Here is a 25,325-nt window from a genome sequence, read left to right as displayed (position 1 = left end):
CGGCGCGGGAACAGTCAGGCCGACCTCGTCAGGTGGGCCACGGTGCACGACAGCGGCGCGCCGATAGGCTCGGGGGGTGGCTCTGGGATCGCGGCGGCGGGCGTTGTTCTGGGCGGCACGGCGCGGCACCGAGCTGCGCGGCGGGGCGATTGACGCGGACCTGCTGCGGGAGTGCTGCCTGGCCGGGGCGGGCTCGGTCGACCCGCGCGGGATCCGGCTGCGCGAGGTGCGGGTCCGCGGCCGGCTCGACCTGGCCGGGGTGGACGCCGGGTTCCCGCTGATGTTCGACGGGTGCGCGTTCGACGAGGCGCCCGACCTCACCGGCGCCTCGGTGCGGGCGCTGGCGATCAGGTGGGCGCCCCGGCTGCCCGGGCTGTTCGCCGACGGGCTGCAGGTGCGCGGCGACCTCGACCTGTCCGGCAGCCGGATCGCCGGGGTGCACCCTGGGTCCGGCAGCCGCAGCATGGCGGCGGTGTGGCTGCGCGAGGCGCGCATCGGGGGGCGGCTGCAGTGCCTGGACACCTCCATCGAGGCCGGCGGCGGGCGGGCGCTGCACGCCGACCGGGCGCAGATCGGCGGCACGCTGCGGCTGCTGCGCGGGTTCACCGCCGACGGCGAGATCCGGCTGCCCGGCGCCCGCATCGCCGGGTCGGTCGAGGTGGTCGGCGCGCACATCGCGCCGCGGGCCGGGATCGCGGTCGACCTCGGCGAGGCGAGCATCGGCGGCAGCCTGTCCGTCATCGACCATCAGTTCGCCGACGGGCGCGCGCCGCGGCGGCCGCGGCTGGGCGGGTCGATCGTGGCCGACCAGGCCACCGTCGCCGGGCGGGTGGTGATCCGCGACGCCGACCTCGGCGGCGACGGCGGGGAGCCGGCCCTCGTCGCGCCGCGGCTGCGGGTCGGCGGCTCGGTCGCGGTCGAGGGGCGGTGCTCGGTGGGCGGCGGGCTGGACCTGACGTACGCGAGCTTCACGACGCTGTCGGTCGGGGCCGGCTGCGCGCTCACCGCGCCCGGGCGCATCGCGCTGGACCTCGTCGGCGCGGACGTGCGCTCGCATGTGACCGTCGAGCCGGGCACGGTGGTCGAGGGCACCGTCCGCGTCGCCCGGGCCCGCATCCGCGGCGACCTGTCCCTGCGCGGGGTCACGCTGCGCGCCCCGCAGCCCGACGGCGCCCTCGTCGCGGCGGCGGGGATCACCATCGACGGGTCGGCGCGGCTCGAGGGGCTGTCGGCCACCGGCGGGCACCTCGGCTTCCGCGGTGCCCGCATTGGCAACGTCTTCGACGCCACCGGCGCGAGCGTCGACAACCCCGGCGGGCCGAGCGTGCGGCTGGTCCAGGCGAGCGTCGGCGGCTCGGTGCGGCTCAAGGACGGCTTCCGCTCCAACGGCGTCGTGCAGCTCAACCGGTGCACGATCGAGGGCCGGCTCAACCTCTGCGACGGGCACTTCGTCTGCCCCCGGCCGTCGCCGGACAACACGCACGGGCACGCGGTGCAGGCGATCGGGGCGAGCGTGCGCGGCGGGCTGCGGCTGCGCTGGGCCGCCGTCGAGCCCAGCGTGGACCTGCGCAACCTGACGACCAGCGTGCTCGACGACGACCCGGACCGCTGGCCGGAGTGGATCGTGGTGTCCGGCATGACGTACGAGCGCTTCGGTAAACCGTCGTGGGACCGGGCGGCGCGGCTGCGCTGGCTGGCCCGGCAGGCCGTCTACGACGCTGGGCCGTACGAGCAGCTGGCGCGGGTGTTCCGCCGGCACGGGTACATCGGCGACGCCGAGGCGATCCTCATCGAGCGCCGCCACCGGGCCCGCCGCGCCGCCCGCCGGCACCGGCTGGACCCGCGCGGGCTGCTCGACGCGTGCTACGGCGCCGCGGTCGGCTACGGCTACCGCCCGGGCCGCACCGCCTGGCTGCTGCTGGTGCTGCTCATCGCGGTGGCGGCGTCGCTGTACGTCCCGGACGTGCGCGACTCGCTGCGTGCCACGGACCCGCGGGGCAACGCCTACGCCGTCGACGGGCGGCTGGTCACCGTCGACGCGGGCGAGGCGCAGCCGGACCCGCCCGACGCCACCCGCTCGGCCCGGGCGCCCCGCCGCGACCCGTGCGGCGACGGGCAGGTGCGGTGCTTCAGCCCGGTGCTGTACGCCGTGGACACCGTCGTGCCGCTGATCTCCCTCGGCCAGCGGTCCACCTGGTACCCGAGCCCCGAGGCCGAGCACGGGCGGCTCGCCGAGTGGTGGCTCAACCTGGCCACGCTCGCCGGCTGGCTGCTGAGCACGATGTACGTCCTGTCGTTCACGAAGCTCGCCCGCACCGCCTGAGCTGCGCGGGTGCTTAGGGGAGACCGGCACCGCGCGGTGGGGGAAACCCCCGGTCGGAATCGGGGGAGTTCCGGATCGATTCGGAAGATTCGCTGTTCAAGACTGCTTCACATGGCAGAAAGGCCCAGGTTCAGCATCGTCATACCGTGCTTCAACGAGGCCGGCTACCTCACCGACACCCTGCTCTCCCTGCGCAAGCAGGACTTCGACGGAGTGTTCGAGGTCATCGTGGTCGACAACAACTGCACGGACGACACCGCCGGCATCGCCCGCGACTTCGGCGCGCGGGTCGTCGCCGAGCCCGTCCCAGGGGTGTGCAACGCCCGGCAGCGGGGCACGGAGGCGGCGCGCGGCGAGATCGTCGTCTCGACCGACGCCGACACGGTCCACGAGCGCGACTGGCTCAGCCGGATCGACGCGCGGTTCCGCGAAGACGGCCGGGTCGTCGCGGTCGTCGGCCCCTGCCGGTACGCCGACGGCCCGAGCTGGGGCGCGGGCTACGGCCGGCTGCTCTTCGGGGCGGTCAACGGCGTCTACCGGCTGACCGGCCGCGCCGCGTACGCGAGCGCGACGAACATCGCCTTCCGCCGCGAGGCGTGGACGGGCTACGACACCAGCCTGACGCAGGGCGGGGACGAGCTCGACCAGCTGCGCCGGCTGCGCAAGAAGGGCCGGGTCGTCTACGACCACGCCAACCCGACCTACACCTCGGGCCGCCGGCTCGACCGCGGGCTCGCGTACAACCTGTTCGTGACCCTGCCGGTGCACTACCTGCTGACCTACGCCGTGAACCGGGCAGCGGGACGGCGCGTGCTCGGGTCGGCGCCCGCCTTCCGCGAGGCGGACCGGTGATCGTCCTGGGCGTGCTGGCGCTGGCGGCCGCGCTGGGCGGGGCGTACTGGCTGCTGATGTCGCCGTTCGCCCCGTCCTCGCGCGCCTATCCCTACCACGGCCCGGCCGCCGAACGGGTCGTCGCGCTGACCTTCGACGACGGCCCGAACGAGCCGTACACCTCGCAGATCCTCGACATCCTGGCGGAGCACGACGTCCGGGCGACCTTCTTCCACGTCGGGCAGTGCGTCGAGCGCCACCCCGAGGTCGCCGTCCGCGCGATCGGCGCCGGCCACGTGGTGGGCAACCACTCGCTGAGCCACCGGTTCGGCACGTACCTGCGGCCGGGCGCATTCGCGGGGGAGGTCGAGCGGACCCAGGGCATCCTGGCGCGCGTCACCGGCCGCACGCCGGCCCTGGCCCGCACCCCCTGGCTGTGGCGCCAGCCGGCGCTGCTGCGGATGCTGCGCCGCGGCGGGCTGCACCCGGTCGCCGGCGAGTTCGGCCATGCCCTGGAGGTGTTCCAGCCCTCCGGCGCGCGGATGGCCCGCCGCGCCGTGGCCAAGACCCGCCCCGGCTCGATCCTCATCTTTCACGACGGGTTCGACAGCCGGGGCGGCAACCGCTCGCAGACCGTCGTCGCCGTGCGGGAGACGGTCGAGGGCCTGCTGGCCCGGGGCTACCGGTTCGTCACGGTGGACGAACTGCTCGGCGTGCCCGCGTACCAGGCGTAGCCGGGCTCAGTCCCGCGCCTCGACCGTGAACGCCGTGGTGACGAGGCGATCGGCCGGGCGAGCTCGCCCGCACCGGCCGTGGGGATGCCGGATCGTGATGCAACTTCCGGGCCGGTTCGCTGGTCGCAACGGTATGCGTGTGTTGACGGGGATCTGCTGTGTGCTGCTGCTCCTTGCCGGCGGCTGCTCCGCCAAATCCGAAAAGTCCGGCACGGCGGACACGTCGGCCGGGCCGAGCCTGGCCGCCGCGCCGAGCCCGACCCACGGCCTGTGCGGCGACCCGGAGCTCGACGACAAGCAGGTGACCTTCCCCGGCAAGACCGGGGCCCACCTGGCCGCCTACGTCCTCGGCGCCGGCGGCGTGACGCTCGTGCTCGCCCCGCAGGCCAGCACCACCGGCTGCTCGTGGCTGTCGTGGGCGAAGCAGCAGGCGGCGGCCGGGTACCGCGTCCTGGCCTTCGACTTCAACGGCGAGGGCCGCTCCCGCCGCGCCGAGGCCGGCCACAACTCCGACGACGTCGCCGCGGCCGCCGCCTTCGCCCGCGCCGGCGGCTCCGGCAAGGTCGTGCTCGTCGGCGCCTCGCGGGGTGCGACGGCGGCCCTGGTCGCGGCGGCGGCCCTGAACCCGCCGCCGGTCGCGGTGATCAGCCTGTCCGGCCCCGGCGACTACGCCCGCGAGAGCGCCCTGCAGTCCGTGCCCCGGCTGACCGCGCCGGTACTCTACGTGGCGGCGAAGGGCGACAGCGCGTTCGCGGAGTCGGCGCAGGCGATGTACGACGCCACCCCCGGCCAGGCCCGCAAGCTGGTCCTGGTGGAGGGCCGGCTGCACGGCATGGCCCTGCTCAGCGTCACCGCCGAGGGCGCCCCGGAGGCCACCAAGGCCGTCGACGACTTCCTGCGCACCGCCGCCCCACCGGCCTAGCGCGACTCCGCTAACCTTGCGGCACCATGGCGACCGAATTCATCCACGAGGCCTACATCCTGGTGCTCGACGGCCGGGTCCTGGAGATCTTCCACCGGGGCAACGACGACTCGAGGCGGGTCCACGTGGCGTTCCTGGGCGTCTCCGTGAAGCCGAAGGGCGACCGGTTCAAGGTCCAGGTCGGGCCGGCGTACGGCGACCAGGTCATGTCCGGCGCCTGGCTCACCATGGACGCGGCCGAGTACGAGCGCTTCCGCTCGTTCATCGCGCTGGCCATCGCGGCTCGCGACAGCGCGCCCAACCCGGCCTGACGTCCCCGGCCGGCGGTCATTCCGGGTGGTTGACGGTGCCCGATCCGGTCTGGAACGGGCTGGTGACCCCGGTGTAGCCGAGGTGCAGGATCATCCCGTTGGCGGCGTGCTCGAGGTTGTGGCAGTGGTCCATCCACATGCCGGGGTTGTCGGCGCGGAACGCGACCCGGTACGTCTCGCCGGGGCCGGCGTCGAGCGTGTCGACCCACCACGGGCTGCCGGTGGTGGTCCGGCCGTTGCGGGCGAGCACCAGCATGTGGTGGCCGTGCAGGTGCATCGGGTGGTGCTGGCCGCTGCGGTTGATGTAGGTGACCTCGACCAGGTCGCCGTCGGAGACCATGAGCATCGGCACGTCCGGGAACGTGGCGTCGTTCAGCGTGTACCGCACCGCCGGGCGGCCGTCGTAGAAGCCGAGCCGCTCGTCGAGCCGCAGCGTGAACCGCCGGTCGAATCGACTGTCCGTGCCGAATGCGGTCGCGGCCGGCGTGCCGTAGCGGGCCGGATCCAGCATCGCCGGCGCGGCGGCGTGGTCCGGGCCGGCGTCGCCGTGCGGGCTGTAGACGATGCCCGGCCCGTCCGCGCGCAGCGTGACCGGCTGGTCGGGCATGGTGAAGACGAGGTCGTAGCGGGCGCCGCCACCGACGAGGATCCGTGCCCCGGGCAGTACTCCCGGTTCGTGCACGTCGGTGCCGTCGATCGCCGCGACGCGCACCGGGGCGCCGGTCAGGGTGAACGTGGCGGGGTCGCCGTCGGTGTTGACCAGCCGCAGGCGCACCTGCCGCCCGGCCGGCACCGCCCGCCGCTGCACGCCGGACCCCAGGCCGAGCGTCGCCACCCCGTCCTCGCTGCCCCAGGTGTGCCGCAGCACCGTCTCGTCGACCGTGTCGCCGTCGCGCACCGGCGCGTCCCGTGGCAGCACGACGAGGGCGCCGAACAGGCCGCGGCGGACCTGGACCGAGGACATCTCGTGTGAGTGGTACCAGTACGTGCCCGCCTGCACGGCGCGGAACCGGTACACGAAGGTGGCCCCGGGCGCGACCGCGTCCTGGGTCACCCCGGCCACGCCGTCCATCGCGTTGGGCACGTCCACGCCGTGCCAGTGGACGGTCACGCCGACCCCGGGCAGCCGGTTGACCAGCGTCACCTCCACCAGATCGCCCTGCCGGACCACCAGCTGCGGCCCGGGCGTGGCGCCGTTGAACGTCCACGCCGCCACCTGTTCGCCGGAGTCCAGCCGTACCGTGGCCTCCTGCGCCGTCAACGTGAACCGGTCTACCGCCACGTCCCCGGCGGCGGTGGTGTCCGCGCCGGTCAGCTCGGTCACGCTGATCCCGCCGCGGTGCTGATGCCCCGCCGCGCCGCCGCCGGTGTCCACGGCCCCGCCCGTCATGCTGCTGCGCGCCGGCAGGACACTGGCCGCGGAAACGCCCGCCGCCACGGCGACGACCAGCGCCACGCCGACCGCCACGCGCGCCGCCGCGGGCCGCCATCCGGCGTGCTCGGGTGCCGGACGGCGGCGGAGCTTCCGGTACGCCCACCCCATCGCCGACGCCCCGAGGACCGCGAGGCCGGTGGCAGCGGCGGCGCCCGTTCCGGCCAGCTCCGCCATCGCCGCGACGAGCACGACACCGACCGCGCCGACGACCGCGGCCACCCGTTCCTGGCCACTGCGGTACACCGGCGGCTCGCCCGGCGGCTCCCCGGCCGGGCGCAGCCACACCAGGTACACCGTCGCCGCCACCACCAGCGCCGGCGCCACGAACACCAGCCGGGGCCCGGCGAACTCCCACCCCCAGGGCAGCAGCAGCACCCCGGCGGCCAGCCGCAGCGCGGCCCCGCCGAGCAGCAGCAGGAACGCCACCGCCGCCGTGCGCGACGGCCTCGCCGCCGAGGCCCCCGGGCCGGTCCCGGCCCACCACACCGCCGCGGCCACCGGCAGCTGCAGCAACGCGATCACCATGTCGGTGTAGTGGACCCACAGATACACGCCATCGCCTCCACCCGCACCCCCCGGTGCGTCCCGCGCCCACGTCACGCGGACCATACCCGGCGAACGCCGAACGGGCCGAGAACGGACTCCGGCCCAATTCTCAGCTCGCGCGTTGCAGGATCCGGCGCTGCGGCACGCCGCGGCGGGGAACAGGTGCAGGTGGGAGGTGCCCCGGCGGGGGAGCCGCCGGGGCACCGTCCGTTATGGCCGTGCCAGGCTCATCGTGCGGGCGTCAGGTGCGCGGCCTCGATGGCGTCGCGCAGGCGCTGCTCCGCCTCCGTGCTCAGGGAGCTGCGCAGCAGCCGGCCACCGAACTGGTACGGCGCCATCTCCGCCATGACCTTGTCGACGGTGACCTGGTCGATGAGCAGGAACAGCGCCGCGGAGCCGGGCTGCAGCGCCGCGCCGACGTCCTTCATGAACTTGTCGTCGACCCCGACGTCGGTGGCCTTTCCGGCGATCGCGCCGGTGGCCGCACCGACCGCCATGCCGAGGAACGGTGCGAAGAACAGCAGCCCGATGAGGCCTCCCCACATGGCCCCACCGGCCGCTCCGACCGCGGTCGCGCTTGCTGCCTGGTGCAGCCGGACCTTGCCGTCGGCGCCGGACTCCACCACGGCGGCATCGCGTACGGTGATGAGTCCCTGCCGCTGCAGTTCGATGATCTTCTCCCGCGCGGCGTTCGCGGTGGCCGTGTCGCGGTACCCGATGGCAATCAGATCGCTCATGGTGCGTCCTCTCAGATCGCGGTTGGCGTATCCGCCCTGCTGCAACGGTCGGCGGATCGCCGCCGAACCGCCTCGCCCGGCAGGAGTGGCGAGCAACTCCCCGCAGGCGTTCAGCCATCTCGCGCTCATCAGCGCCGCGATGCACCTCGGCTACCAGCTCGACCACGGCGCCGGCTGGGTCGAGCCGGTGCTCCGCCACGGCACGGCGCGCGCCGGCCGGTGACCTCACCGGCCATCGCGGCCGGGCGACCGTCCCGGCGCACGGTCGCCAGTTGCAGCAACGCTTGCGCTCACCCCGCACGGGGGATGAGCGGTGACGGTTTGGGGCCGACGCTGTAGATGTCGGGCTAGCCCTTGGAGGTGTCGCACCATGACTACGGCTTCCGGACATCCCTCGACCGCCGGGACGATGCACGGCCCGGTCGAGGTGCCGTTCTGGCAGTTGGTGGCCGCCGGGGTCATCACGGCGCTGTTCGGCGTCGCGGTGCTGGTCTGGCCGGCGGCGACGCTGCGCCTGCTCGGCGTGCTCGCCGGCATCTGGCTGGTGGTGATGGGCCTGTCGCGCGTCGTCGGGGTGTTCAGGGCCGGCCACGGCACGACGATGCGGCACCTCGTCGACGGCGCCTTCGGGCTGGTGCTGCTCGTCCTGGGCGTTGCGTGCCTGCGCTCGACCGGGACCGCGGTCGTGGCCTTGTCGGTGCTGATCGGCCTGGCCTGGCTGGTGAGCGGCTTCGCCGAGCTGCTGCTGGGCATGTCGGCCCACGGGCGCCCGCGGACGTGGCTGCTGACGCTGGGCGGGGTGTCGATCGCGGTCGGCATCGTGTTCTTCGCCTGGCCGGGGATCTCCTTGACGTCGCTGATCCTGCTGACCGGGATCACCGCGCTCGTGCTGGGCGCGGTCGAGGTGGGCGTGGCCCTGCAGGCCCGCCGGGAGGTCGCCGCGCACTAGTCACTGCTGTTCGAGCGCGCTGCGCAGCTGGATCAGCTCGCGGCGCGCCTGGCTGTCCAGGGTCGGGAACTGCGGGTCGAGCTCCATGAGCGCGTGGACGATGGTGCCGGCCGCGGCGATGCGGGCGAACCATTTGTGGTCGGCCGGGATGACGTACCACGGCGCCCACTCGGTGCTCGTGTTGGAGAGCATGTCGGCGTACGCCTTCTGATAGTCGTCCCAGAACTGCCGCTCCCGCAGGTCGGCCGCCGAGAACTTCCAGTTCTTCTCCGGCCGGTCGATGCGCTGCAGCAGCCGCCTGCGCTGCTCCTCCTTGGAGACGTTGAGGAACAGCTTGACGATCCGGAAGCCGTTCTCGCTCAGGTGCCGCTCGAACTCGTTGATGGCGTGGAACCGGTGCTCCCAGACGTCACGCCGGCGCACCGACGGCGGCAGCTGCTGGTTGTCCAGCAGTTCCGGGTGGACGCGCACGACGAGGACCTCCTCGTAGTGGGAGCGGTTGAAGATGGCGATCTCGCCGCGGGCGGGCAGCCGCGAGCCGTACCGCCACAGGTAGTCGTGGCCGAGCTCTTCCGCCGAGGGGACCTTGAAGCTGTGCACCCGCACGCCCTGGGGGTTGACGCCGCTCATGACGTGGCGGATGGTGCCGTCCTTGCCGGCGGCGTCGAGGGCCTGCAGCACGACCAGGAGCCCCCGGCGGTGCTCGGCGGCGAGCCGCGCCTGGTAGTCGGCGAGCATCGCCACGCCCCGCTGCAGCAGCTCGGTGCCGGCGGGCTTGTTGACCAGGTCCCCGGTGTGCCCGGGGTCGAAGTCCCGCGGCAGCCGGACCTTCGTGCCGGGCCGGACGCGCAGCGGCGCGATCAGCTCGGCGATGCGGTCACGCGGCCCGCCCGAGTCGTCATCACCATGGCGACTGTCACGCGGTTTGTTCGGCACGGCGCTCGCCTCCCCGTTACTGCTCCGGGTCCGGTTGGGCCGGAGGTGGCTCCCTCAGGACTTCGATGCTGCGCGCCACGATGGCGGTCACCGGCGTGGCGAGGGCGAGACCGGCGACGCCCGCCAGCGCGCCGCCCACCAGCGTGGCGAGGAGGACCGCCGGTGCGCTCATGCGCAGTGTGGCGCCGAAGGCGAGTGGACTGACAAGGTTCTGGAGCAGGCCGTTGGCGAGCACGACGACCAGGATCATCCACAGTGCGGCCGACTGCCCGCCGCTGCCGAGGGCGATCAGGACGGCGAATATCGAGGCGACCGCCGCGCCGAGGTACGGCACGTACGTCCCGAGGAACGTGATCACCGCTATCGCGCCCACCAGCGGTACATGCAGGATCAGCGCGCCGATCGCCACCGCGACGGCGTTGAACGCCCCGATCAGGCTCAGCCCGCCGTAGTAGCGCCGGATGACGACGGCGGCCCGGCCGAGCAGGCGCCGGGCCAGGTGCTCGGGCAGCGGGAGCCGCGCGGCGGCCCGGTCGGCGATGGCGTGCCCGTTCATGAGCAGGAAGAAGCAGACGAACAGCGCGACGAACAGGCCGAGCAGGAGGTTGACGCCGGTGCCGAGCAGGTTGCCCAGCGCCGGCAGCAGGCCGGCCAGGAGCGTGTTTCCCGAGTGCTGCACGGAGTTGCGGCCGGCCTCGGCGACGTTGCCGCTGACCCCCGCCGCCGTGAGGATGCGGTGCAGCTCGCTGACGGCCGCGTCCAGGTTCTTGCTGATCTGCTCGTGCTGGCTGGCCACGCCCCACACGACGAGCGCGATGGCGCCGGCGCCCAGCGCTATCACGAGCAGCAGCGTGGTGGCAGCACCGACACCGCGGGGCACGCGGCGCCGCGCGATGCCGTCGATGACCGGCAGGAACACGATGGCCAGGAACAGGGCGACCACCAGCGAGATCACGATGGGCCGCAGGACGACGAGCAGGAAGATCGCCGCGACCACCAGCAGCGCCACGCCGACCAGCGACCAGGCTACGGCGCCGGCTGCTCGCAGCCGGCGTGTCAACGGCCGTGACGGTGCCCGACCAAGGCGGATCAACATCCGCCGGGCAGTACCCCCGCAGAGCGCGGGCAATCCTTTCCGCAACCGGCCGATCGCTACGGCGACAGGGGGCGCCAGCCCAGCGGGGTCGACAGGACCATGGTGCTCGACGGCTGGCCGTACGGGGCCAAACGATCAATCGTGGACTCGAAGTCCTCCATCGACGCCGTCACGACCTTCAGGATCGAGCACGCGTCGCCGGTCACGCGGTGCACCTCCATGACCTCCGGCCAGTGCAGCACCTCGGGATCGCGCAGCACGCAACGCGGGCCGTAGCACGACATCGTGATCAGTGCGACGACGTGCCGGCCGGCCTTGGCCGGGTCGACGTGCGCGTGGTAGCCGGTGATCACCCCGGCGGTCTCCAGACGGCGAACCCGCTCGGCGACCGCCGGGGGTGAGAGGTGGACCCGGCGGGACAGTTCGGAGTATGAAAGCCGGCCGTCATCCTGCAGTTCGCGCAGCAGCGCCCAGTCCATGCTGTCCACGGACACCTTCCGTTCGAAAAGTCGATCAGCCCGGACGGTTTCCATACCGTACGTGAGCAGCCCGAACGACCGTTGATCCACTATTTCGTGGAGGTGGGTCACCGTACCAGGATTGAGGTGTGAGCGGTCCGGTCCTCGACTTTCCCGATCAGGTCCCCTACGACGCGTACGTCCACGCCAGCACGCTGCACTCGCTGCAGCAGCCGCTGACCAAGGACCCCGGCGAGATGTCGTTCCTCGTGGTCAGCCAGGTGATGGAGCTGTGGTTCGGGCTGGCGTGCCACGAACTGCGCGACACCCAGCGGCTCCTGCGCGAGGACGACGTGTGGGGGGCCCTCGCCCCGCTGCGGCGCATCAAGCTGCATCTGGAAGGGCTCGTCGCCGCCTGGAACGGGCTGCGCTGGATGACGCCGCCCGACTTCAACCGCTTCCGCGCGCAGCTCGGCGAGGCCTCGGGCTTCCAGTCGGCGATGTACCGCCAGCTGGAGTTCCTGCTCGGGCTCAAGAGCGAGGCGCTGATCCGCCCGTTCAAGCGGCAGGCCGACCTGTACCAGGACCTGACCGCCGCCCTGCGCGCGCCGAGCGTGTGGGACGACGTCACCGCGCTGCTCGCCCGGCGCGGCTTCGAGATCCCCGCCGAGGTGCTGCGGCGCGACCACACGCGCGAGTACGAGCCGTCGCCGCAGGTCGAGCGGGCCTGGGTGGAGATCTACCGCGACGACCGCGCCGACAACCCGCTCTACCTGCTCGGCGAGGCGCTGACCGACGTCGCGGAGGTGTTCGGCGACTGGCGGTACAAGCACCTGACCGCGGTACAACGGACCATGGGCAACAAGCCGGGTAGCGGCGGCTCCTCGGGCGCGGCCTGGCTGACCCGCAGCATGGCGCGGGTCGTCTTCGCCGAGCTGTGGTCGGCCCGGACGGTGATCTGATGCGGCTCGCGCAGGACGAGGCCCGGCGGCTGGACGCCGCCGATCCGGGGCACCGGGAGCTGTTCCTCGTGCCACCCGCCGAGGGCGGCGAGCGCCCGGAGACGGCGTACCTGGCCGGCAACTCGCTCGGCCTGCAGCCGCGGGCCGTGCGGGGTGAGCTGCTGCAGGAGCTCGACGAGTGGGCCCGGCTCGGCGTCGAGGGGCATCTGGAGGCGCGGCGGCCCTGGCTGCCGTACCACGAACTGCTGCGCGAGCCGGCCGCCCGCCTGGTCGGCGCGCTGCCGGCCGAGACGGTCGTGATGAACTCGCTGACCGTCAACCTGCACCTGCTGATGGTCTCGTTCTACCGGCCGCAGGGCCCGCGCACGCTGATCGTCGTGGAGGACACGGCGTTTCCGTCGGACAGCTACGCGGTGCGCAGCCAGGCGGCCTTCCACGGCCTCGACCCGGACGCGACGGTGGTGCGCACGAACGACCCGCTGGCGGCGATCCGCGAGCACGGCGACCGCATCGCGCTGGTCCTGCTGGGCGGGGTCAACTACCTCACCGGCGAGCTGATGGACATCCCGGGGATCACGGCGGCGGGGCACGCGGCCGGCGCGGTCGTCGGGTGGGACCTGGCGCACGCGGCCGGCAACGTCCCGCTGCGGCTGCACGAGTGGGGCGTCGACTTCGCCGCGTGGTGCTCGTACAAGTACCTCAACAGCGGGCCGGGAGCGGTGGCGGGCGCGTTCGTGCACGAGCGGCACGCCGGCGGCGACCTGCCCCGGTTCGAGGGCTGGTGGAGCACCGAGCCGGCGACCCGGTTCGAGATGGCGCCGGTGTCCCGGCCGCCGCGGACCGCCGACGCGTGGCAGGTGTCCAACCCGCCGATCCTCGCGATGAGCGCGGTGCGCACGTCCCTGGAGCTGTTCGACGCGGTGGGCATGCCGGCGCTGCGGGCCCGCAGCGAGCGGCTCACCGCGTACCTGCAGTCGCTGCTGGACCCGATCGGCGTCGAGGTGGTGACGCCGCGCGACCCGGCGCGGCGCGGCTGCCAGCTGTCGCTGCGGGTCGCCGACGCCGGCGGGCTGAGCAAGGCCCTGCGGCACCGGCACGGGGTGATCGCCGACAGCCGCGAGCCCGACATCGTGCGGCTGGCGCCGGTGCCGCTGTATTCGACGTACCACGACTGCTGGCGGGCCGCCGCCGCGATCGCCCAGGAGGTGGGGGCATGAGCGGTCTCTCCGGCCGTGGGCTGCGGGGCTCGCAAGCCCACTCCTCGCCCACGCATGTCGCCGTGATCGGGGCCGGGCTCACCGGCAGCCTGCTCGCCTGTTACCTGGCCCGGCGCGGGCACACCGTGACCGTCTACGAGCGCCGCCCCGACCCGCGCACCACGGCGGCGGAGCGCGGCCGGTCGATCAACCTGGCGCTGTCGGAGCGGGGCATCGACGCGCTGCGGCGGGTCGGCCTGCACCAGCGGGTGCTCGTCGACGCGCTGCCGATGCGCGGGCGGATGATCCATCCGGTCGACGGCGAGCTGGACTTCCAGCAGTACAGCCTCGACGGGCGGCGGGCGATCAACTCGATCAGCCGGGGCGCGCTCAACAACGCCCTGCTCGACGAGGCCGCCGCCACCCCCGGGGTGCGCATCGTCTTCGAGCACCGGCTCACCGGGCTCGACCCGCTGGTGTTCGCGACGCCGGCTGGCGAGGCGAAGGCGGCCGCCGACGTCGTCATCGGCGCCGACGGGGCCGGCAGCGCGGTGCGCGGCCAGCTGCTCGGCATGGGGCTGCTCGACGAGTCGGTCGACTTCCTCGACTACGGCTACAAGGAGCTGAGCATCGCGGCGGGACCGGACGGCGACTTCGCCATGGACCCCGGCGCGCTGCACATCTGGCCGCGCGGCACGTCGATGATGATCGCGCTGCCCAATCCGGACCGGACGTTCACCTGCACGCTGTTCTGGCCCCACGGCGGCACGTCGAGCCTCGCCTCGCTGGGCAGCCCGGCCGCGATCGAGCGGCACTTCCGGGCGGTCTACCCGGACGTGGTACCGCTGATGCCGAACCTGGTCGAGGACTACCGGCTCAACCCGGTCGGCCTGCTCGGCACGGTCCGCTGCGGGCCGTGGCAGGCGGCGACGCCGGGCGGCCCGGTCGGCCTGATCGGTGACGCCGCCCACGCGATCGTGCCGTTCTACGGGCAGGGCGCCAACTGTGGCTTCGAGGACTGCGTCGTGCTCGACCGGGTACTCGACGAGACCGGCGACGACTTCGCCGCCGCGCTGCCGCTGTTCGACACCCGCCGCCGCGACGACGTCGAGGCGATCGCGACCATGGCGCTCAACAACTTCGTGGAGATGCGGGACAAGGTGGCCTCGCCGGTGTTCCAGCTCGGCAAGAAGATCGAGCACGCGCTGGAGCGCGCGCTGCCCGGCCGGTACGTGTCCCGCTACGAGCTGGTCTCGTTCAGCACCACGCCCTACGCGCAGGTGCGGGACCGGGTGCGGCGGCAGCACCGGGTGCTCGGGGCGGTCGGCGCGCTCGCGCTCGGCGGGCTCGGCGCGCTCGGCGCCGCCGTGGCCAGGGGGCGGCGGCGATGACCCTGCGGCACTTCATCGGCGGGCGCTTCGTCGCCACCGATCCGACGTTCGCGAAACTGAGCCCGGTCACCGGCAACCGCATCACCGAGGTGTGCGAGGCGGACCGGTCCACTGTGGACGCTGCGGTGGCCGCGGCGCGGGCGGCCGTGCGCGGCCCATGGGGGCGCACCAGCGAGCTGGAGCGCGCCGCCGTGCTGCGCCGGATCGCCGACGAGCTGGAGCGGCGCTTCGACGACCTGGTCGCCGCCGAGGTGGCCGACACCGGCAAGCCGGTCAGCCAGGCGCGCACGCTCGACATCCCGCGCGGGGCGGCCAACTTCCGGGCGTTCGCCGACATCGTCGCCGCGGCGCCGGCCGAGTCGTTCACCACCGTCACCCCGGCCGGGGGACGCGCCCTCAACTACGCGGTGCGCAAGCCGGTCGGCGTGGTCGCCGTCGTCGTGCCGTGGAACCTGCCGCTGCTGCTGCTGACCTGGAAGGTGGCCCCGGCGCTCGCGTGCGGCAACGCGGTCGTGGTCAAGCCCTCGGAGGAGACACCCTCCTCGGCGACGGTACTCGCCGAGGTGATGTCCGCCGCCGGCGTGCCCGACGGCGTCTTCAACCTCGTGCACGGGTTCGGGCCGGACTCGGCGGGGGAGTTCCTCACCCGCCACCCGGACGTCGACGCGATCACGTTCACCGGCGAGTCCGCGACCGGTTCGGCGATCATGCGGGCCGCCGCCAACGGGGTGAAGGCGGTCTCGTTCGAGCTCGGCGGGAAGAACGCCGGCCTAGTCTTCGCCGACGCCGACCTCGACGCGGCCGTCGCCGGCTCGGTGCGCTCCAGCTTCACCAACGGCGGCCAGGTGTGCCTGTGCACCGAGCGGCTGTACGTGCAGCGCCCGGTCTTCGACGAGTTCGTCACCCGGCTGGGCAAGGCGGCGTCCGCCCTGGCCTGGGGATGGCCGCAGGACGAGGGCACCGCCACGATGCCGCTGATCTCCAGGCAGCACCGCGAGAAGGTGCTCGGCTACTACGACCTCGCCCGCACGGAGGGCGCCACGGTGGTGACCGGCGGCGGGGTGCCGGCGTTCGACGACGCCCGCGACGGCGGCGCGTACGTCCAGCCGACCGTGCTCGTCGGCCTCCCGCCGGACGCGCGGACCAACCGCGAGGAGATCTTCGGGCCGGTCTGCCACGTCGCGCCGTTCGACACCGAGGAGGAGGCGTTCGCGCTGGCCAACGACAGCGACTACGGCCTCGCCGCGACCGTGTGGACCCGCGACGTCGGCCGGGCGCACCGGGCCGGCCTGGCGCTGGACGCCGGGCTGGTCTGGGTCAACACCTGGTTCCTGCGCGACCTGCGCTCGCCCTTCGGCGGCGTGAAGGCCTCCGGCATCGGCCGTGAGGGCGGCGTGCACTCGCTCAACTTCTACTCCGAGCTCACCAACGTCTGCGTGGATCTCTCATGACCGATGTGCAGAAGGCGGCCGAGGCGCTGCTGGCCGCCTACGAGACCGGCACCCCGATCCCGCCGCTGCGCGGGACGGTGCTGCCGGAGGGCGACGTCGCCACGGCGTACGCCGTGCAGCGGGCCCAGGCCGAGCGCTGGGAGGCGGCCGGGCGGCGGCCGGTCGGCGCGAAGATCGGCCTGACCTCGCCGGCCGTGCAGAGCATGTTCGGGGTCTTCCAGCCGGACTTCGGCGTGCTCTACGCCGACATGGCCGTGCCCGACGGCGCCCCGATCCCGGCCGGGCTGCTGCTCCAGCCGCGCGTGGAGGTCGAGGTCGCGTTCGTGCTCGGCCGGGACCTGCCGGACGAGCGAGTCACCGTGGTCGACGTCATCCGGGCCACCGAGTACCTGCTGCCGGCGATCGAGGTGGTCGACTCGCGCATCGCCGGCTGGGACATCTCCATCGTCGACACCGTGGCCGACAACGCCTCCAGCGGCCTCTACGTGCTCGGCACCGCGCCGCGCCGGCTGGCCGACGTGGACCTGCGGTTGTGCGGCGCCGTGGTGAAGCACGCCGGCGAGCCGGTGTCGGTCGGCGCGGGCGCGGCCTGCCTCGGCAACCCGGTGCACGCGGTCGCCTGGCTGGCGAGCACGCTGGCCGCGGCCGGCCGCCCGCTGCGCGCCGGCGACCTCGTGCTGTCCGGCGCGCTCGGCCCGATGGTGCCGGTGCCCGTGACGGCCGCGGGACCGGTGTACGAGGCGCGGGTCTCGGGGCTCGGGTCAGTCCGGGCCGTTTTCGAAGGCAGCGTCGAAGGGGCGAAGACATGACCGTAGGCGTGGCGGTCATCGGGTCGGGCAACATCGGCACCGACCTGATGATCAAGGTACTGCGGCTCTCCGAGTCACTGGAGATGGTCGCGATGGCCGGCATCGACCCGGACTCCGACGGGCTCGCCCGGGCGCGGCGGCTCGGCGTCGCCACGACCGCGGCCGGCGTCGACGGCCTGGTCGCCATGCCCGAGTTCGCCGGCGTGCGGATCGTCTTCGACGCGACGAGCGCCGGGGCCCACCGGCACCACCACGAGGTGCTGCAGGCACACGGCCGCCGGGTCGTCGACCTCACGCCCGCCGCGATCGGGCCGTACGTCGTGCCGCCGGTCAACCTCGACGAGCACCTCGCCGCGCCCAACGTCAACCTCGTGACGTGCGGCGGGCAGGCGACCGTGCCGATCGTCGCCGCGGTCGGGGCGGTGACCCCGGTCGGCTACGCCGAGATCGTCGCCTCGATCGCCTCGAAGTCGGCCGGCCCCGGCACCCGGGCCAACATCGACGAGTTCACCGTCACCACCGCCCGCGCGCTGGAGGTCGTCGGCGGCGCCGCCCGGGGCAAGGCCATCATCGTGCTCAACCCGGCCGACCCGCCGCTGCTGATGCGCGACACCGTGTACTGCGTTTGCCCCGACCGCGACGCCGACCGGACCGCGATCGCCGCGTCGGTCGAGGCGATGGTCAAGGCGGTCGGCGGGTACGTGCCCGGCTACCGCCTCAAGCAGGAGGTCCAGTTCTCCGCCGACCCCGAGGGGCTGCTCGTGTCCGTGTTCCTCGAGGTCTCCGGCGCCGGGCACTACCTGCCCGCCTACGCCGGCAACCTCGACATCATGACCTCCGCCGCGCTCCAGGTCGCCGAGAGGATGGCCCGGTGAGCGAGCGGCTGTACATCCAGGACGTGACGCTGCGCGACGGCATGCACGCCATCGCGCACCGGTACACCGTCGAGCAGGTGCGCACGATCACCGCGGCGCTCGACGCGGCCGGGGTCGACGCCATCGAGGTCGCGCACGGCGACGGCCTGGCCGGGTCGAGCGTCAACTACGGCCGCGGCGCCGCCACGGACCCCGAGTGGATCGCGGCGGCCGCGGAGGCGATCACCAACGCGAGGCTGACCACGCTGCTGCTGCCCGGGATCGGCACCATCGCCGATCTGCGGCAGGCCCGGGACCTCGGGGTCACCAGCGTGCGGATCGCCACCCACTGCACCGAGGCCGACATCGCCGCCCAGCACATCGGCTGGGCGCGGGAGCACGGCATGGACGTCTCCGGCTTCCTGATGATGTCGCACATGAACCCGCCCGCGGCGCTGGCCGAGCAGGCCAGGCTGATGGAGTCGTACGGCGCGCACTGCGTCTACGTCACCGACTCCGGCGGCCGGCTGCTCATGCGCGATGTCGCCGAGCGGGTCGACGCCTATCGCCAGGTGCTCGACCCGGCCACCCAGATCGGCATCCACGCCCACCACAACCTGTCGCTCGGCGTCGCCAACAGCGTCGTCGCCGTCGAGCACGGCACCGTGCGGGTCGACGCCTCCCTCGCCGGGCAGGGCGCCGGCGCCGGCAACGCGCCGCTGGAGGTGTTCGTGGCGGTCGCCGACCTGATGGGCTGGGCGCACGGCTGCGACACGTTCGCGCTCATGGACGCGGCCGAGGACCTGGTGCGGCCGCTGCAGGACCGTCCCGTGCGGGTCGACCGGGAGACGCTCTCGCTGGGCTACGCCGGGGTCTACTCGAGCTTCCTGCGCCACGCCGAGCGGGCCTCGCAACGCTTCGGCGTGGACGTGCGGGACATCCTGGTGGAGCTGGGCCGCCGGCGGATGGTCGGCGGCCAGGAGGACATGATCGTGGACGTCGCCCTCGATCTGGTGAAGGAGCGCGAATGACCCTGGCAGATCTGCTCGATGAGGCCGAGCGGACCCGCACGGCGATTGCCCAGGTGGTCTCGCAGAGCGGCGCCGATGCCGACGAGGCGTACCGCATCCAGGAGGCGCTCGTGGCGCTGCGGGTCGGCCGCGGCGAACGGCTCGTCGGGCTCAAGCTCGGCCTGACCAGCCGGGCCAAGATGGCGCAGGTCGGCGTCGAGCAGGTGATCTGGGGCCGGCTCACCGACGCGATGCGGGTCGAGGACGGCGGCACGGTCGACGCCGGCCGGTACATCCACCCCCGGGTCGAGCCGGAGGTGGCGTTCCGCCTCGACGCGAACGGCGCGGCCACCGCCGTCGCGCCCGCGCTGGAGCTGATCGACTCCCGCTACGCCGACTTCAGGTTCACGCTGCCCGACGTGATCGCCGACAACACCTCGGCGGCCGGGTTCGTCATCGGTGCGTGGCAGCCGCTGCCGGCCGGCCTGGACAACCTGGGCGTGCTGCTGGAGGTCGACGGGCGGGTCGCCCAGATCGGATCCACGGCCGCCATCCTGGGCGACCCCCGCCGGGCCCTCGCGGCCGCGGCCACGCTGGCCTCCTCGGCGGGCGTACTGCTGGAGGACGGCTGGGTGCTGCTCGCCGGCGCCGCGACGGCGGCCGTGCCGCTCGCGCCCGGTGCGCACGTGCGCGCGGTCGTCGATGGCCTGGGCACCGCCTCCCTGCGGGCGCTGTCATGATCGTCGAGGGCGCGGCCCGGCCGCGCGGGCGGTTCCCGCACGTGAAGGTCGCGGGTGGGTTCGCGTTCGTCTCCGGCACGTCGGCGCGCCGGCCCGACAACACCATCGCGGGCGCGTCGGTGGACGAGCTGGGCACGACGAGCCTCGACATCCGCAAGCAGACCCGGGCCGTGCTGCGCAACATCGATGACATCCTCGCCGCGATCGGCGCGTCGCTCGCCGACGTGGTGCAGGTGACCACGTATCTCGTGAACATGAACGACTTCGGCGGCTACAACGAGGTCTACGGCGAGTTCTTCGACGAGAGCGGGCCGGCCCGCACCACCGTGGCGGTGCACCAGCTGCCGCACCCGCACCTGCTGATCGAGATCCAGGCCGTCGCGCTGATGCCCCGGTGCAGTGCCCCAGAGGAGGCCGGCAATGACTGACATGTCCCCGGTGAGCTTTCCCGACTGGCTCGCCGAGAACCAGCACCTGCTCAAGCCGCCGGTCGGCAACAAGCAGCTGTTCCCGACCGGGTCGGACTTCATCGTGATGGTCGTCGGCGGCCCCAACCAGCGCACCGACTTCCACGTGGACCCGTACGAGGAGTACTTCTACCAGATCAAGGGCAACATGCACCTCAACGTCATGACGCCCGACGGCCCCGATACGGTACACCTCGAGGAGGGCGGGATGTGGCTGCTGCCGGGCAACATGCCGCACTCGCCGCAGCGCGAGGCCGGCTCGATCGGCCTCGTGGTGGAGCGGGTGCGCGAGGAGGGGACCCTGGAGAAGTTCCAGTGGTACTGCCCGTCGTGCGGGCACAAGGTGCATGAGGTCGAGCTGCAGGTGCGCGACATCGTGGTCGACCTGCCGCCCGTGTTCCAGGCGTTCTACGAGGACGAGCAGGCGCGAACCTGCACCCGGTGCGGCACGGTCCACCCGGGCCGAGCATGAGGGTCGACGTCCACACCCACCTGGTGCCGTTCGGCTGGCCGGACCTCGCGGCCGAGTGCGGCGGCACCGGGTGGCCATGGCTGCGCGTCGACTCCGAGCGCGCGGCAATGATCATGGTGGGGTCCACCGAGTTCCGGCCGATCGGCCCGGCGGCGTGGGACGCGCCGACGCGCCTGGAGGACATGGGCGACGACGGCGTCGACCTGCAGGTGATCTCCCCGACGCCGGTGTTCTTCTCCTACGACCGCCCGGCCGACCAGGCGGTCAAGGTCGCCCGGATCTTCAACGACCTGACGCTGAAGCTGGCCGCCGAGGGCGCGGGCCGGTTCGTGCCGTTCTGCCAGGTGCCGCTGCAGGACCCGGACGCGGCCTGCGCCGAGCTCGACCGCTGCCTGGCCAACGGGCACGGCGGCGTCGAGATCGGCAACCACGTCGGCGAGCGCGATCTGGACGACCCGGGCATCGTGTCGTTCCTGCAGCACTGCGCGGCGGTCGGTGCGCCGGTGTTCGTGCACCCGTGGGATATGCCGGCCGGTCCCCGCCTGGACCGGTGGATGGCCCGCTGGCTGACCGGCATGCCGGCCGAGACCCACCTGTCGATCGTGGCGATGATCCTCGGCGGGGTCTTCGACGCGGTACCGCCGTCGCTGCGGATCTGTTTCGCGCACGGCGGCGGCAGCTTCGCCTTCTGGCTCGGCCGTGCCGAGAACGCCTGGCACCGCCGCGGCGAGGTGGTCCGGGGCCGCTCGGCCCACCCGCCGTCGCACTACGTGGACCGCTTCTCGGTCGACTCCGTCGTGTTCGACCCGGCCGCCCTGCGGCTGCTGGTCGAGACGCTGGGGGAGGACCGGGTCATGGTGGGCAGCGACTACCCGTATCCGCTGGGCGAGCGCCCGGCCGGCGCGGTGGTCGACCGGGCCGGCTTCCTGAGCGAGGCCCAGCGCGCGAAGCTGCTGGGCGGCAACGCACTGCGGTTCCTCGGGCGCTGACCACGGCCCGGCGCCGCTTCCGGCCCGCGGTTTTGTGTTTGTGAAATTTTGTGAACAGATCCGCTCCGGTATCCCCCGCGCGGCCGGATAGCTCCGCCATGAGCTGTATCTTTCCTGTTCACCGCGGGACGCATCTTGTTCACTGAACTCGCGCCTGATAGAACAACGGGCAGGTCGGGCTCACCGAGGAGTGAACATGGCAGACTCTCCCCTTCTCTCCCGCCGCTCCGTACTTCAGCTCGGCGGCGTGGGCGCGCTCCTGCTCGCCACCGGCGCCTGCGCGAGCGGCAGCAAGAACACCCCTTCGTCGTCGGGCTCCGGCGGCGCCAAGTCGTCGACCCTGAAGATTGCGGTGTCCAGCTACATCAGCAGCTGGGACCAGGACTTCGTCGGCTTCGACCTGACCGCCCTGATGCTGTACAAGAACGTCTTCCCATACATGATCGATTACGGCGTGAAGGCCGTCGGCGGCAGCAAGATCCTCGATACCGACAACATCATGCCGACGTTCGCCGAGTCCTTCGAGCCGGACGCCGCGAAGAAGGTGTGGACGCTCAAGCTGCGCAAGGGCTTCAAGTTCCCCAGCGGCAACGAGCTCAAGGCCGCCGACGTGAAGTGGTCGAAGGACCGGGCGTTCGCCGCCAAGGCCAACGTCGCCGGCATCTACCGCACGATCGGCCTCACCAAGGCCGAGCAGGTCGTCGTGGTCGACGACTACACGGTCGAGTTCCATCAGGAGTTCCCGAGCGCGCTGACCCGGCAGATCCAGGCCATCTCGCTGTACGTCTTCGACTCGGTCGAGGCGAAGAAGCACGCCACCGACGCGGACCCGTGGGCCAAGGAGTGGTTCGCCAAGAACCCGCCCACCGGCGGCTACTTCAACGTCAGCAAGGCCACCCAGGGCCAGGAGATCGAGCTCACCGCGAACGAGGCCTACCCGGGCCCGGACCCGGCCCGGACCAGGACGATTCGCATCTCGGTCGTGCCGGCCGCCGCCAACCAGCGGCTACAGTTGCAGGCCGGCGACATCGACGTGGCGCTCGGCGCGAGCCCGCGCGACATCAAGGACCTCAAGAGCGCCTCCGGCGTCACGGTGCTGTCGGCGGCCAGCAACTCGCAGATCGCCATCCAGATGTCCACGACCACCGCGCCGTTCGACGACGTCAACGTGCGCAAGGCGCTGGCCTACGCCACGCCCTACGAGCAGATCATCAAGAACGTCTACGGCGGCGACGCCCGGCCGACCAAGAGCATCGTGCCGCTGGACATGCCGGGATACTCCGAGAAGGGGTACCCGTACACGTACGACATCGACAAGGCCAAGGCGGCGCTCGCCGCGTCGGGCAAGACCTCGATCAGCTCGGAGCTGGTCTTCCAGGCCGACAGCGACGAACAGCAGCAGCTCGCCGTGCTCGTGCAGAGCGAGGCCCGCAAGGCCGGCATCGAGCTCAAGCTGACCCCGCTCGACCCGGCGACGCTCGCCGACCGGCGCGGGAAGAAGAACATCCCGCTGCAGATCACCTCGGGCCAGCTGTGGGTCAACGACGTCGAGTACATGCTGGCGACGAGCTTCGTGCAGGGCGCCAACCTCAACTACGCCAACTACACCAACCCGAAGATCGAGCAGCTCTACGAGCAGTCGCACACCACCGTGGACACCGGCGCGCGCAACCAGCTCTGGGCGCAGGTGCAGGAGGTCATGGCCGAGGACGTGCCGTGGGTCGTGATCTGCCAGCCCAACTTCAACCTGCCGGTGCGCAAGTCGGTGGCCGGCTGGGTGCAGCCGATGGACGGCCTGGCCCGCCTGCGCTACCTGGGTGCGTCGGCGTAGATGCGTATCCTCCGGTTCGTCGCCCGCCGGCTGCTCCAGCTCATTCCGGTCCTGCTCGGGGTGGTCGTACTGACATTCCTGCTGGTCCGGGTGCTGCCCGGTGACCCGATCCGGACCATCCTCGGGCCCAACGCGACCGCCGCCGACGAGGCGGCGGCGCGGGCCCGCTTCGGCCTCGACCGTCCGCTGTGGCGCCAGTTCACCGACTACCTCGGCGGCCTGGTCACCGGCGACTTCGGCACGTCCATCCAGAGTGGACAGTCGGTCGGCAGCGAGATGGCGCTGCGGATCGGCCCCACCATGGAGCTGGTCGTGCTGGCAGTGGCGATCGCCGTGGTGATCGCCACCGTCGCGGGCCTGTGGTCGGCCCGGCACGCGAACCGGGCCGGCGACCACGGCATCCGGGTGCTCGCGCTGATCGGCAACTCGATGCCGGAGTTCTGGCTGGGCCTGGTGCTGATCCTCGTCGGCTACGCGGGCCTGGGCTGGTTTCCGGCGCCCAGCGGCCGCGTCGACCCGGACACCGACCTCACCCCGATCACCGGCGCCGACGCGCTCGACGCCCTGCTGACCGGCAACATGCCGGCGCTGACGTCGGCGCTGTGGCACCTGGCGCTGCCGGTGCTCACGCTCGTCATCGCGATCGTGGCCCCGCTGCTGCGCAGCGTGCGCGCGTCGGCGCTGGAGGTACTGCGCTCCGAGCCCTACGCGGCCGCCGAGGCCCACGGGCTGCCCGGCCGGCTGCTGCGCCGCGGTTACCTGGTGCGGGCGGCCCTGGTACGCCTGCCGTCGCTGGCCGCCCTCGTCTTCGGCTTCGCGATCGGCTCGACGGTGCTCATCGAGTACGTCTACTCCTGGCAGGGCTTCGGGCAGTGGGCGCTGCGCGGCCTGCTCTACCGCGACTACCCGGTGGTGCAGGCGTCGGTGCTGGTGATCGCGCTCTGCTACGTCGTGGTGTTCCTGATCGCCGACGTCGTGCACGCCATGCTCGACCCGAGGGTGAGGATCTGATGTCGTTGCTGCGCACCGGCCGCCGCCGGCAGGACCGCGACGGCCGCTTCGGCACCGTCCTGGTGGCCACCGGCGCCGGGATCCTGGCCGTCGTCGCGCTGGCCGTGCTGCTCGGCCCGCTGCTCACCCCGTGGGGACCGAACCAGATCGACGGGGACGCGCCCACCCTCGCCGAGCCCGGCGACGCGCACCTGTTCGGCACCGACGTCAACGGCATGGACGTGTGGAGCCGGCTGCTGTACGCCGGGCGCGTCGACCTCGGCATCGCGATCGCCGCGGTCGCCGCCGCCGTCGTGCTGGGCAGCACCCTGGGCGTGGTCGCCGGCTACTTCGGCGGCTGGCTCGACGACGTGCTGATGCGCCTGACCGACATCTTCCAGGCGTTCCCCACGTTCATCCTCGCGCTGGCCGTCGCCGCCCTGCTGGGCAGCGGACCGCTCAACCTGACCGTGGCGATCGCGCTGGTGAACGCGCCCGCCTACGCCCGCCTGGTGCGCGCCGAGGTGCGCACGATCCGCGACCTGACCTACGTCGACGCCGCGCGCACCTCCGGCGCCTCGACGATCGGGCTGCTGTGGCGGCACGTGCTGCCCAACAGCCTCACGCCGGTGCGGGTGATCGCCCCGCTCAACTGCGGCTGGGCGATGCTCACCCTGGCCGGCCTGTCGTTTCTCGGGCTGGGCATCGCGGTGCCCGACGCCGAGTGGGGCGCCATGATCAGTCTCGGCACCAGCGACGTGGTGGCGGGCCGGTGGTGGACCTCGGTGCCGCCCGGCATCGCACTGCTCGTCTGCGTCCTGGGCTTCAGCCTCCTCGGCGAGGGCCTGCAGGAGCGCGCCGACCGGGTCCGACGGTGAGGAGCCG

26 protein-coding genes are annotated in these 25,325 nt (G+C 72.9%); 21 read left to right on the top strand and 5 right to left on the bottom strand.

Going from position 1 to position 25,325, the window contains the following annotated elements; genetic code table 11:
• Positions 1 to 76: 76 nt before the first annotated feature.
• From AB0M46_RS31190 to AB0M46_RS31170, 5 genes are all read left to right on the top strand, one after another.
• On the top strand, positions 77 to 2,323 hold the full coding sequence (locus AB0M46_RS31190) for a polymer-forming cytoskeletal protein (RefSeq protein ID WP_363341800.1): 2,247 nt from the start codon (positions 77 to 79) through the stop codon (positions 2,321 to 2,323).
• 111 nt (positions 2,324 to 2,434) lie between these two features.
• The gene (locus AB0M46_RS31185; RefSeq protein ID WP_363341798.1) at positions 2,435 to 3,175 is read left to right on the top strand and encodes a glycosyltransferase family A protein; all 741 of its coding nucleotides are present in this window, start codon (positions 2,435 to 2,437) and stop codon (positions 3,173 to 3,175) included.
• Positions 3,172 to 3,888: a polysaccharide deacetylase family protein gene (locus AB0M46_RS31180; protein ID WP_363341796.1), complete on the top strand. Its 717-nt coding sequence runs from the start codon at positions 3,172 to 3,174 to the stop codon at positions 3,886 to 3,888. The genes AB0M46_RS31185 and AB0M46_RS31180 overlap by 4 nt, the downstream gene beginning before the upstream one ends.
• A gap of 160 nt (positions 3,889 to 4,048) precedes the next feature.
• On the top strand, positions 4,049 to 4,810 hold the full coding sequence (locus tag AB0M46_RS31175) for an alpha/beta fold hydrolase (protein ID WP_363341794.1): 762 nt from the start codon (positions 4,049 to 4,051) through the stop codon (positions 4,808 to 4,810).
• Positions 4,811 to 4,836: 26 nt separating this feature from the next.
• Positions 4,837 to 5,121 carry a hypothetical protein gene (locus tag AB0M46_RS31170; protein WP_363341792.1) on the top strand — a complete coding sequence of 95 codons (285 nt, stop codon included), beginning with the start codon at positions 4,837 to 4,839 and terminating at the stop codon, positions 5,119 to 5,121.
• Positions 5,122 to 5,137: 16 nt separating this feature from the next.
• On the opposite strand, the gene AB0M46_RS31165 is transcribed toward AB0M46_RS31170, so the two are convergent.
• Together AB0M46_RS31165 and AB0M46_RS31160 are read right to left on the bottom strand one after the other, a co-directional pair.
• Positions 5,138 to 7,108: a multicopper oxidase family protein gene (locus AB0M46_RS31165; RefSeq protein WP_363341790.1), complete on the bottom strand. Its 1,971-nt coding sequence runs from the start codon at positions 7,106 to 7,108 to the stop codon at positions 5,138 to 5,140.
• A gap of 221 nt (positions 7,109 to 7,329) precedes the next feature.
• On the bottom strand, positions 7,330 to 7,839 hold the full coding sequence (locus AB0M46_RS31160; protein WP_363341788.1) for a DUF1269 domain-containing protein: 510 nt from the start codon (positions 7,837 to 7,839) through the stop codon (positions 7,330 to 7,332).
• Between the two features lie 85 nt (positions 7,840 to 7,924).
• On the opposite strand from AB0M46_RS31160, the gene AB0M46_RS31155 reads away from it, so the two are divergent.
• Together AB0M46_RS31155 and AB0M46_RS31150 are read left to right on the top strand one after the other, a co-directional pair.
• A complete protein-coding gene (locus AB0M46_RS31155) occupies positions 7,925 to 8,062 on the top strand; it encodes a hypothetical protein (RefSeq protein WP_363341786.1) in 138 nt (45 codons plus the stop codon).
• A gap of 147 nt (positions 8,063 to 8,209) precedes the next feature.
• Complete coding sequence (locus AB0M46_RS31150) at positions 8,210 to 8,788, top strand: DUF308 domain-containing protein (protein ID WP_363341784.1); 579 nt, start codon at positions 8,210 to 8,212, stop codon at positions 8,786 to 8,788.
• Here AB0M46_RS31150 and AB0M46_RS31145 read toward each other — a convergent pair whose 3' ends face one another.
• The 3 genes from AB0M46_RS31145 to AB0M46_RS31135 form a co-directional block, all read right to left on the bottom strand.
• Entirely contained in the window at positions 8,789 to 9,724 is a 936-nt protein-coding gene (locus AB0M46_RS31145) for a polyphosphate kinase 2 family protein (protein WP_363341782.1), read from the bottom strand.
• A gap of 16 nt (positions 9,725 to 9,740) precedes the next feature.
• Positions 9,741 to 10,784 (bottom strand): AI-2E family transporter, encoded by a 1,044-nt coding sequence (locus AB0M46_RS31140; protein ID WP_363341780.1) that lies wholly within the window; start codon positions 10,782 to 10,784, stop codon positions 9,741 to 9,743.
• Between the two features lie 92 nt (positions 10,785 to 10,876).
• A complete protein-coding gene (locus AB0M46_RS31135) occupies positions 10,877 to 11,308 on the bottom strand; it encodes an Lrp/AsnC family transcriptional regulator (protein ID WP_363341778.1) in 432 nt (143 codons plus the stop codon).
• Positions 11,309 to 11,427: 119 nt separating this feature from the next.
• Here AB0M46_RS31135 and AB0M46_RS31130 point away from each other — a divergent pair, with 119 nt between their 5' ends.
• The 14 genes from AB0M46_RS31130 (at position 11,428) to AB0M46_RS31065 (ending at position 25,318) form a co-directional block, all read left to right on the top strand.
• A complete protein-coding gene (locus AB0M46_RS31130) occupies positions 11,428 to 12,240 on the top strand; it encodes a tryptophan 2,3-dioxygenase family protein (RefSeq protein WP_363341776.1) in 813 nt (270 codons plus the stop codon).
• Positions 12,240 to 13,457 carry a kynureninase gene (gene kynU / locus AB0M46_RS31125; RefSeq protein WP_363341774.1) on the top strand — a complete coding sequence of 406 codons (1,218 nt, stop codon included), beginning with the start codon at positions 12,240 to 12,242 and terminating at the stop codon, positions 13,455 to 13,457. The genes AB0M46_RS31130 and kynU overlap by 1 nt, the downstream gene beginning before the upstream one ends.
• Positions 13,454 to 14,827, top strand: coding sequence for an NAD(P)/FAD-dependent oxidoreductase (locus tag AB0M46_RS31120; protein WP_363341772.1), 1,374 nt, complete (start codon positions 13,454 to 13,456; stop codon positions 14,825 to 14,827). Before kynU ends, AB0M46_RS31120 begins: the two co-directional genes overlap by 4 nt.
• On the top strand, positions 14,824 to 16,278 hold the full coding sequence (locus tag AB0M46_RS31115; RefSeq protein WP_363341770.1) for a 2-hydroxymuconic semialdehyde dehydrogenase: 1,455 nt from the start codon (positions 14,824 to 14,826) through the stop codon (positions 16,276 to 16,278). The genes AB0M46_RS31120 and AB0M46_RS31115 overlap by 4 nt, the downstream gene beginning before the upstream one ends.
• Positions 16,275 to 17,087: a fumarylacetoacetate hydrolase family protein gene (locus AB0M46_RS31110; protein ID WP_363341768.1), complete on the top strand. Its 813-nt coding sequence runs from the start codon at positions 16,275 to 16,277 to the stop codon at positions 17,085 to 17,087. Before AB0M46_RS31115 ends, AB0M46_RS31110 begins: the two co-directional genes overlap by 4 nt.
• Entirely contained in the window at positions 17,084 to 17,962 is an 879-nt protein-coding gene (locus AB0M46_RS31105) for an acetaldehyde dehydrogenase (acetylating) (RefSeq protein WP_363341766.1), read from the top strand. The genes AB0M46_RS31110 and AB0M46_RS31105 overlap by 4 nt, the downstream gene beginning before the upstream one ends.
• Positions 17,959 to 18,972 carry a 4-hydroxy-2-oxovalerate aldolase gene (gene dmpG, locus AB0M46_RS31100; protein ID WP_363341764.1) on the top strand — a complete coding sequence of 338 codons (1,014 nt, stop codon included), beginning with the start codon at positions 17,959 to 17,961 and terminating at the stop codon, positions 18,970 to 18,972. Before AB0M46_RS31105 ends, dmpG begins: the two co-directional genes overlap by 4 nt.
• Complete coding sequence (locus AB0M46_RS31095; protein ID WP_363341762.1) at positions 18,969 to 19,691, top strand: 4-oxalocrotonate decarboxylase; 723 nt, start codon at positions 18,969 to 18,971, stop codon at positions 19,689 to 19,691. Before dmpG ends, AB0M46_RS31095 begins: the two co-directional genes overlap by 4 nt.
• Positions 19,688 to 20,119 carry a RidA family protein gene (locus AB0M46_RS31090; RefSeq protein ID WP_363341760.1) on the top strand — a complete coding sequence of 144 codons (432 nt, stop codon included), beginning with the start codon at positions 19,688 to 19,690 and terminating at the stop codon, positions 20,117 to 20,119. The genes AB0M46_RS31095 and AB0M46_RS31090 overlap by 4 nt, the downstream gene beginning before the upstream one ends.
• The gene (locus AB0M46_RS31085) at positions 20,112 to 20,630 is read left to right on the top strand and encodes a 3-hydroxyanthranilate 3,4-dioxygenase (RefSeq protein ID WP_363341758.1); all 519 of its coding nucleotides are present in this window, start codon (positions 20,112 to 20,114) and stop codon (positions 20,628 to 20,630) included. Before AB0M46_RS31090 ends, AB0M46_RS31085 begins: the two co-directional genes overlap by 8 nt.
• Positions 20,627 to 21,619, top strand: coding sequence for an amidohydrolase family protein (locus AB0M46_RS31080; protein WP_363341756.1), 993 nt, complete (start codon positions 20,627 to 20,629; stop codon positions 21,617 to 21,619). The genes AB0M46_RS31085 and AB0M46_RS31080 overlap by 4 nt, the downstream gene beginning before the upstream one ends.
• Positions 21,620 to 21,815: 196 nt before the next feature.
• Entirely contained in the window at positions 21,816 to 23,450 is a 1,635-nt protein-coding gene (locus AB0M46_RS31075) for an ABC transporter substrate-binding protein (RefSeq protein WP_363341754.1), read from the top strand.
• Complete coding sequence (locus AB0M46_RS31070; RefSeq protein WP_363341752.1) at positions 23,451 to 24,461, top strand: ABC transporter permease; 1,011 nt, start codon at positions 23,451 to 23,453, stop codon at positions 24,459 to 24,461.
• Positions 24,461 to 25,318, top strand: a complete 858-nt coding sequence (locus AB0M46_RS31065; protein ID WP_363341750.1) for an ABC transporter permease — start codon at positions 24,461 to 24,463, stop codon at positions 25,316 to 25,318. Before AB0M46_RS31070 ends, AB0M46_RS31065 begins: the two co-directional genes overlap by 1 nt.
• Positions 25,319 to 25,325: the final 7 nt, after the last annotated feature.

It is taken from the genome of Dactylosporangium sp. NPDC051485 (assembly GCF_040682015.1).
Classification (GTDB): domain Bacteria; phylum Actinomycetota; class Actinomycetes; order Mycobacteriales; family Micromonosporaceae; genus Dactylosporangium.
The sequence above is the reverse complement of the archived record's forward strand: the minus strand, read 5'-3'. Positions and strand labels throughout refer to the sequence as shown.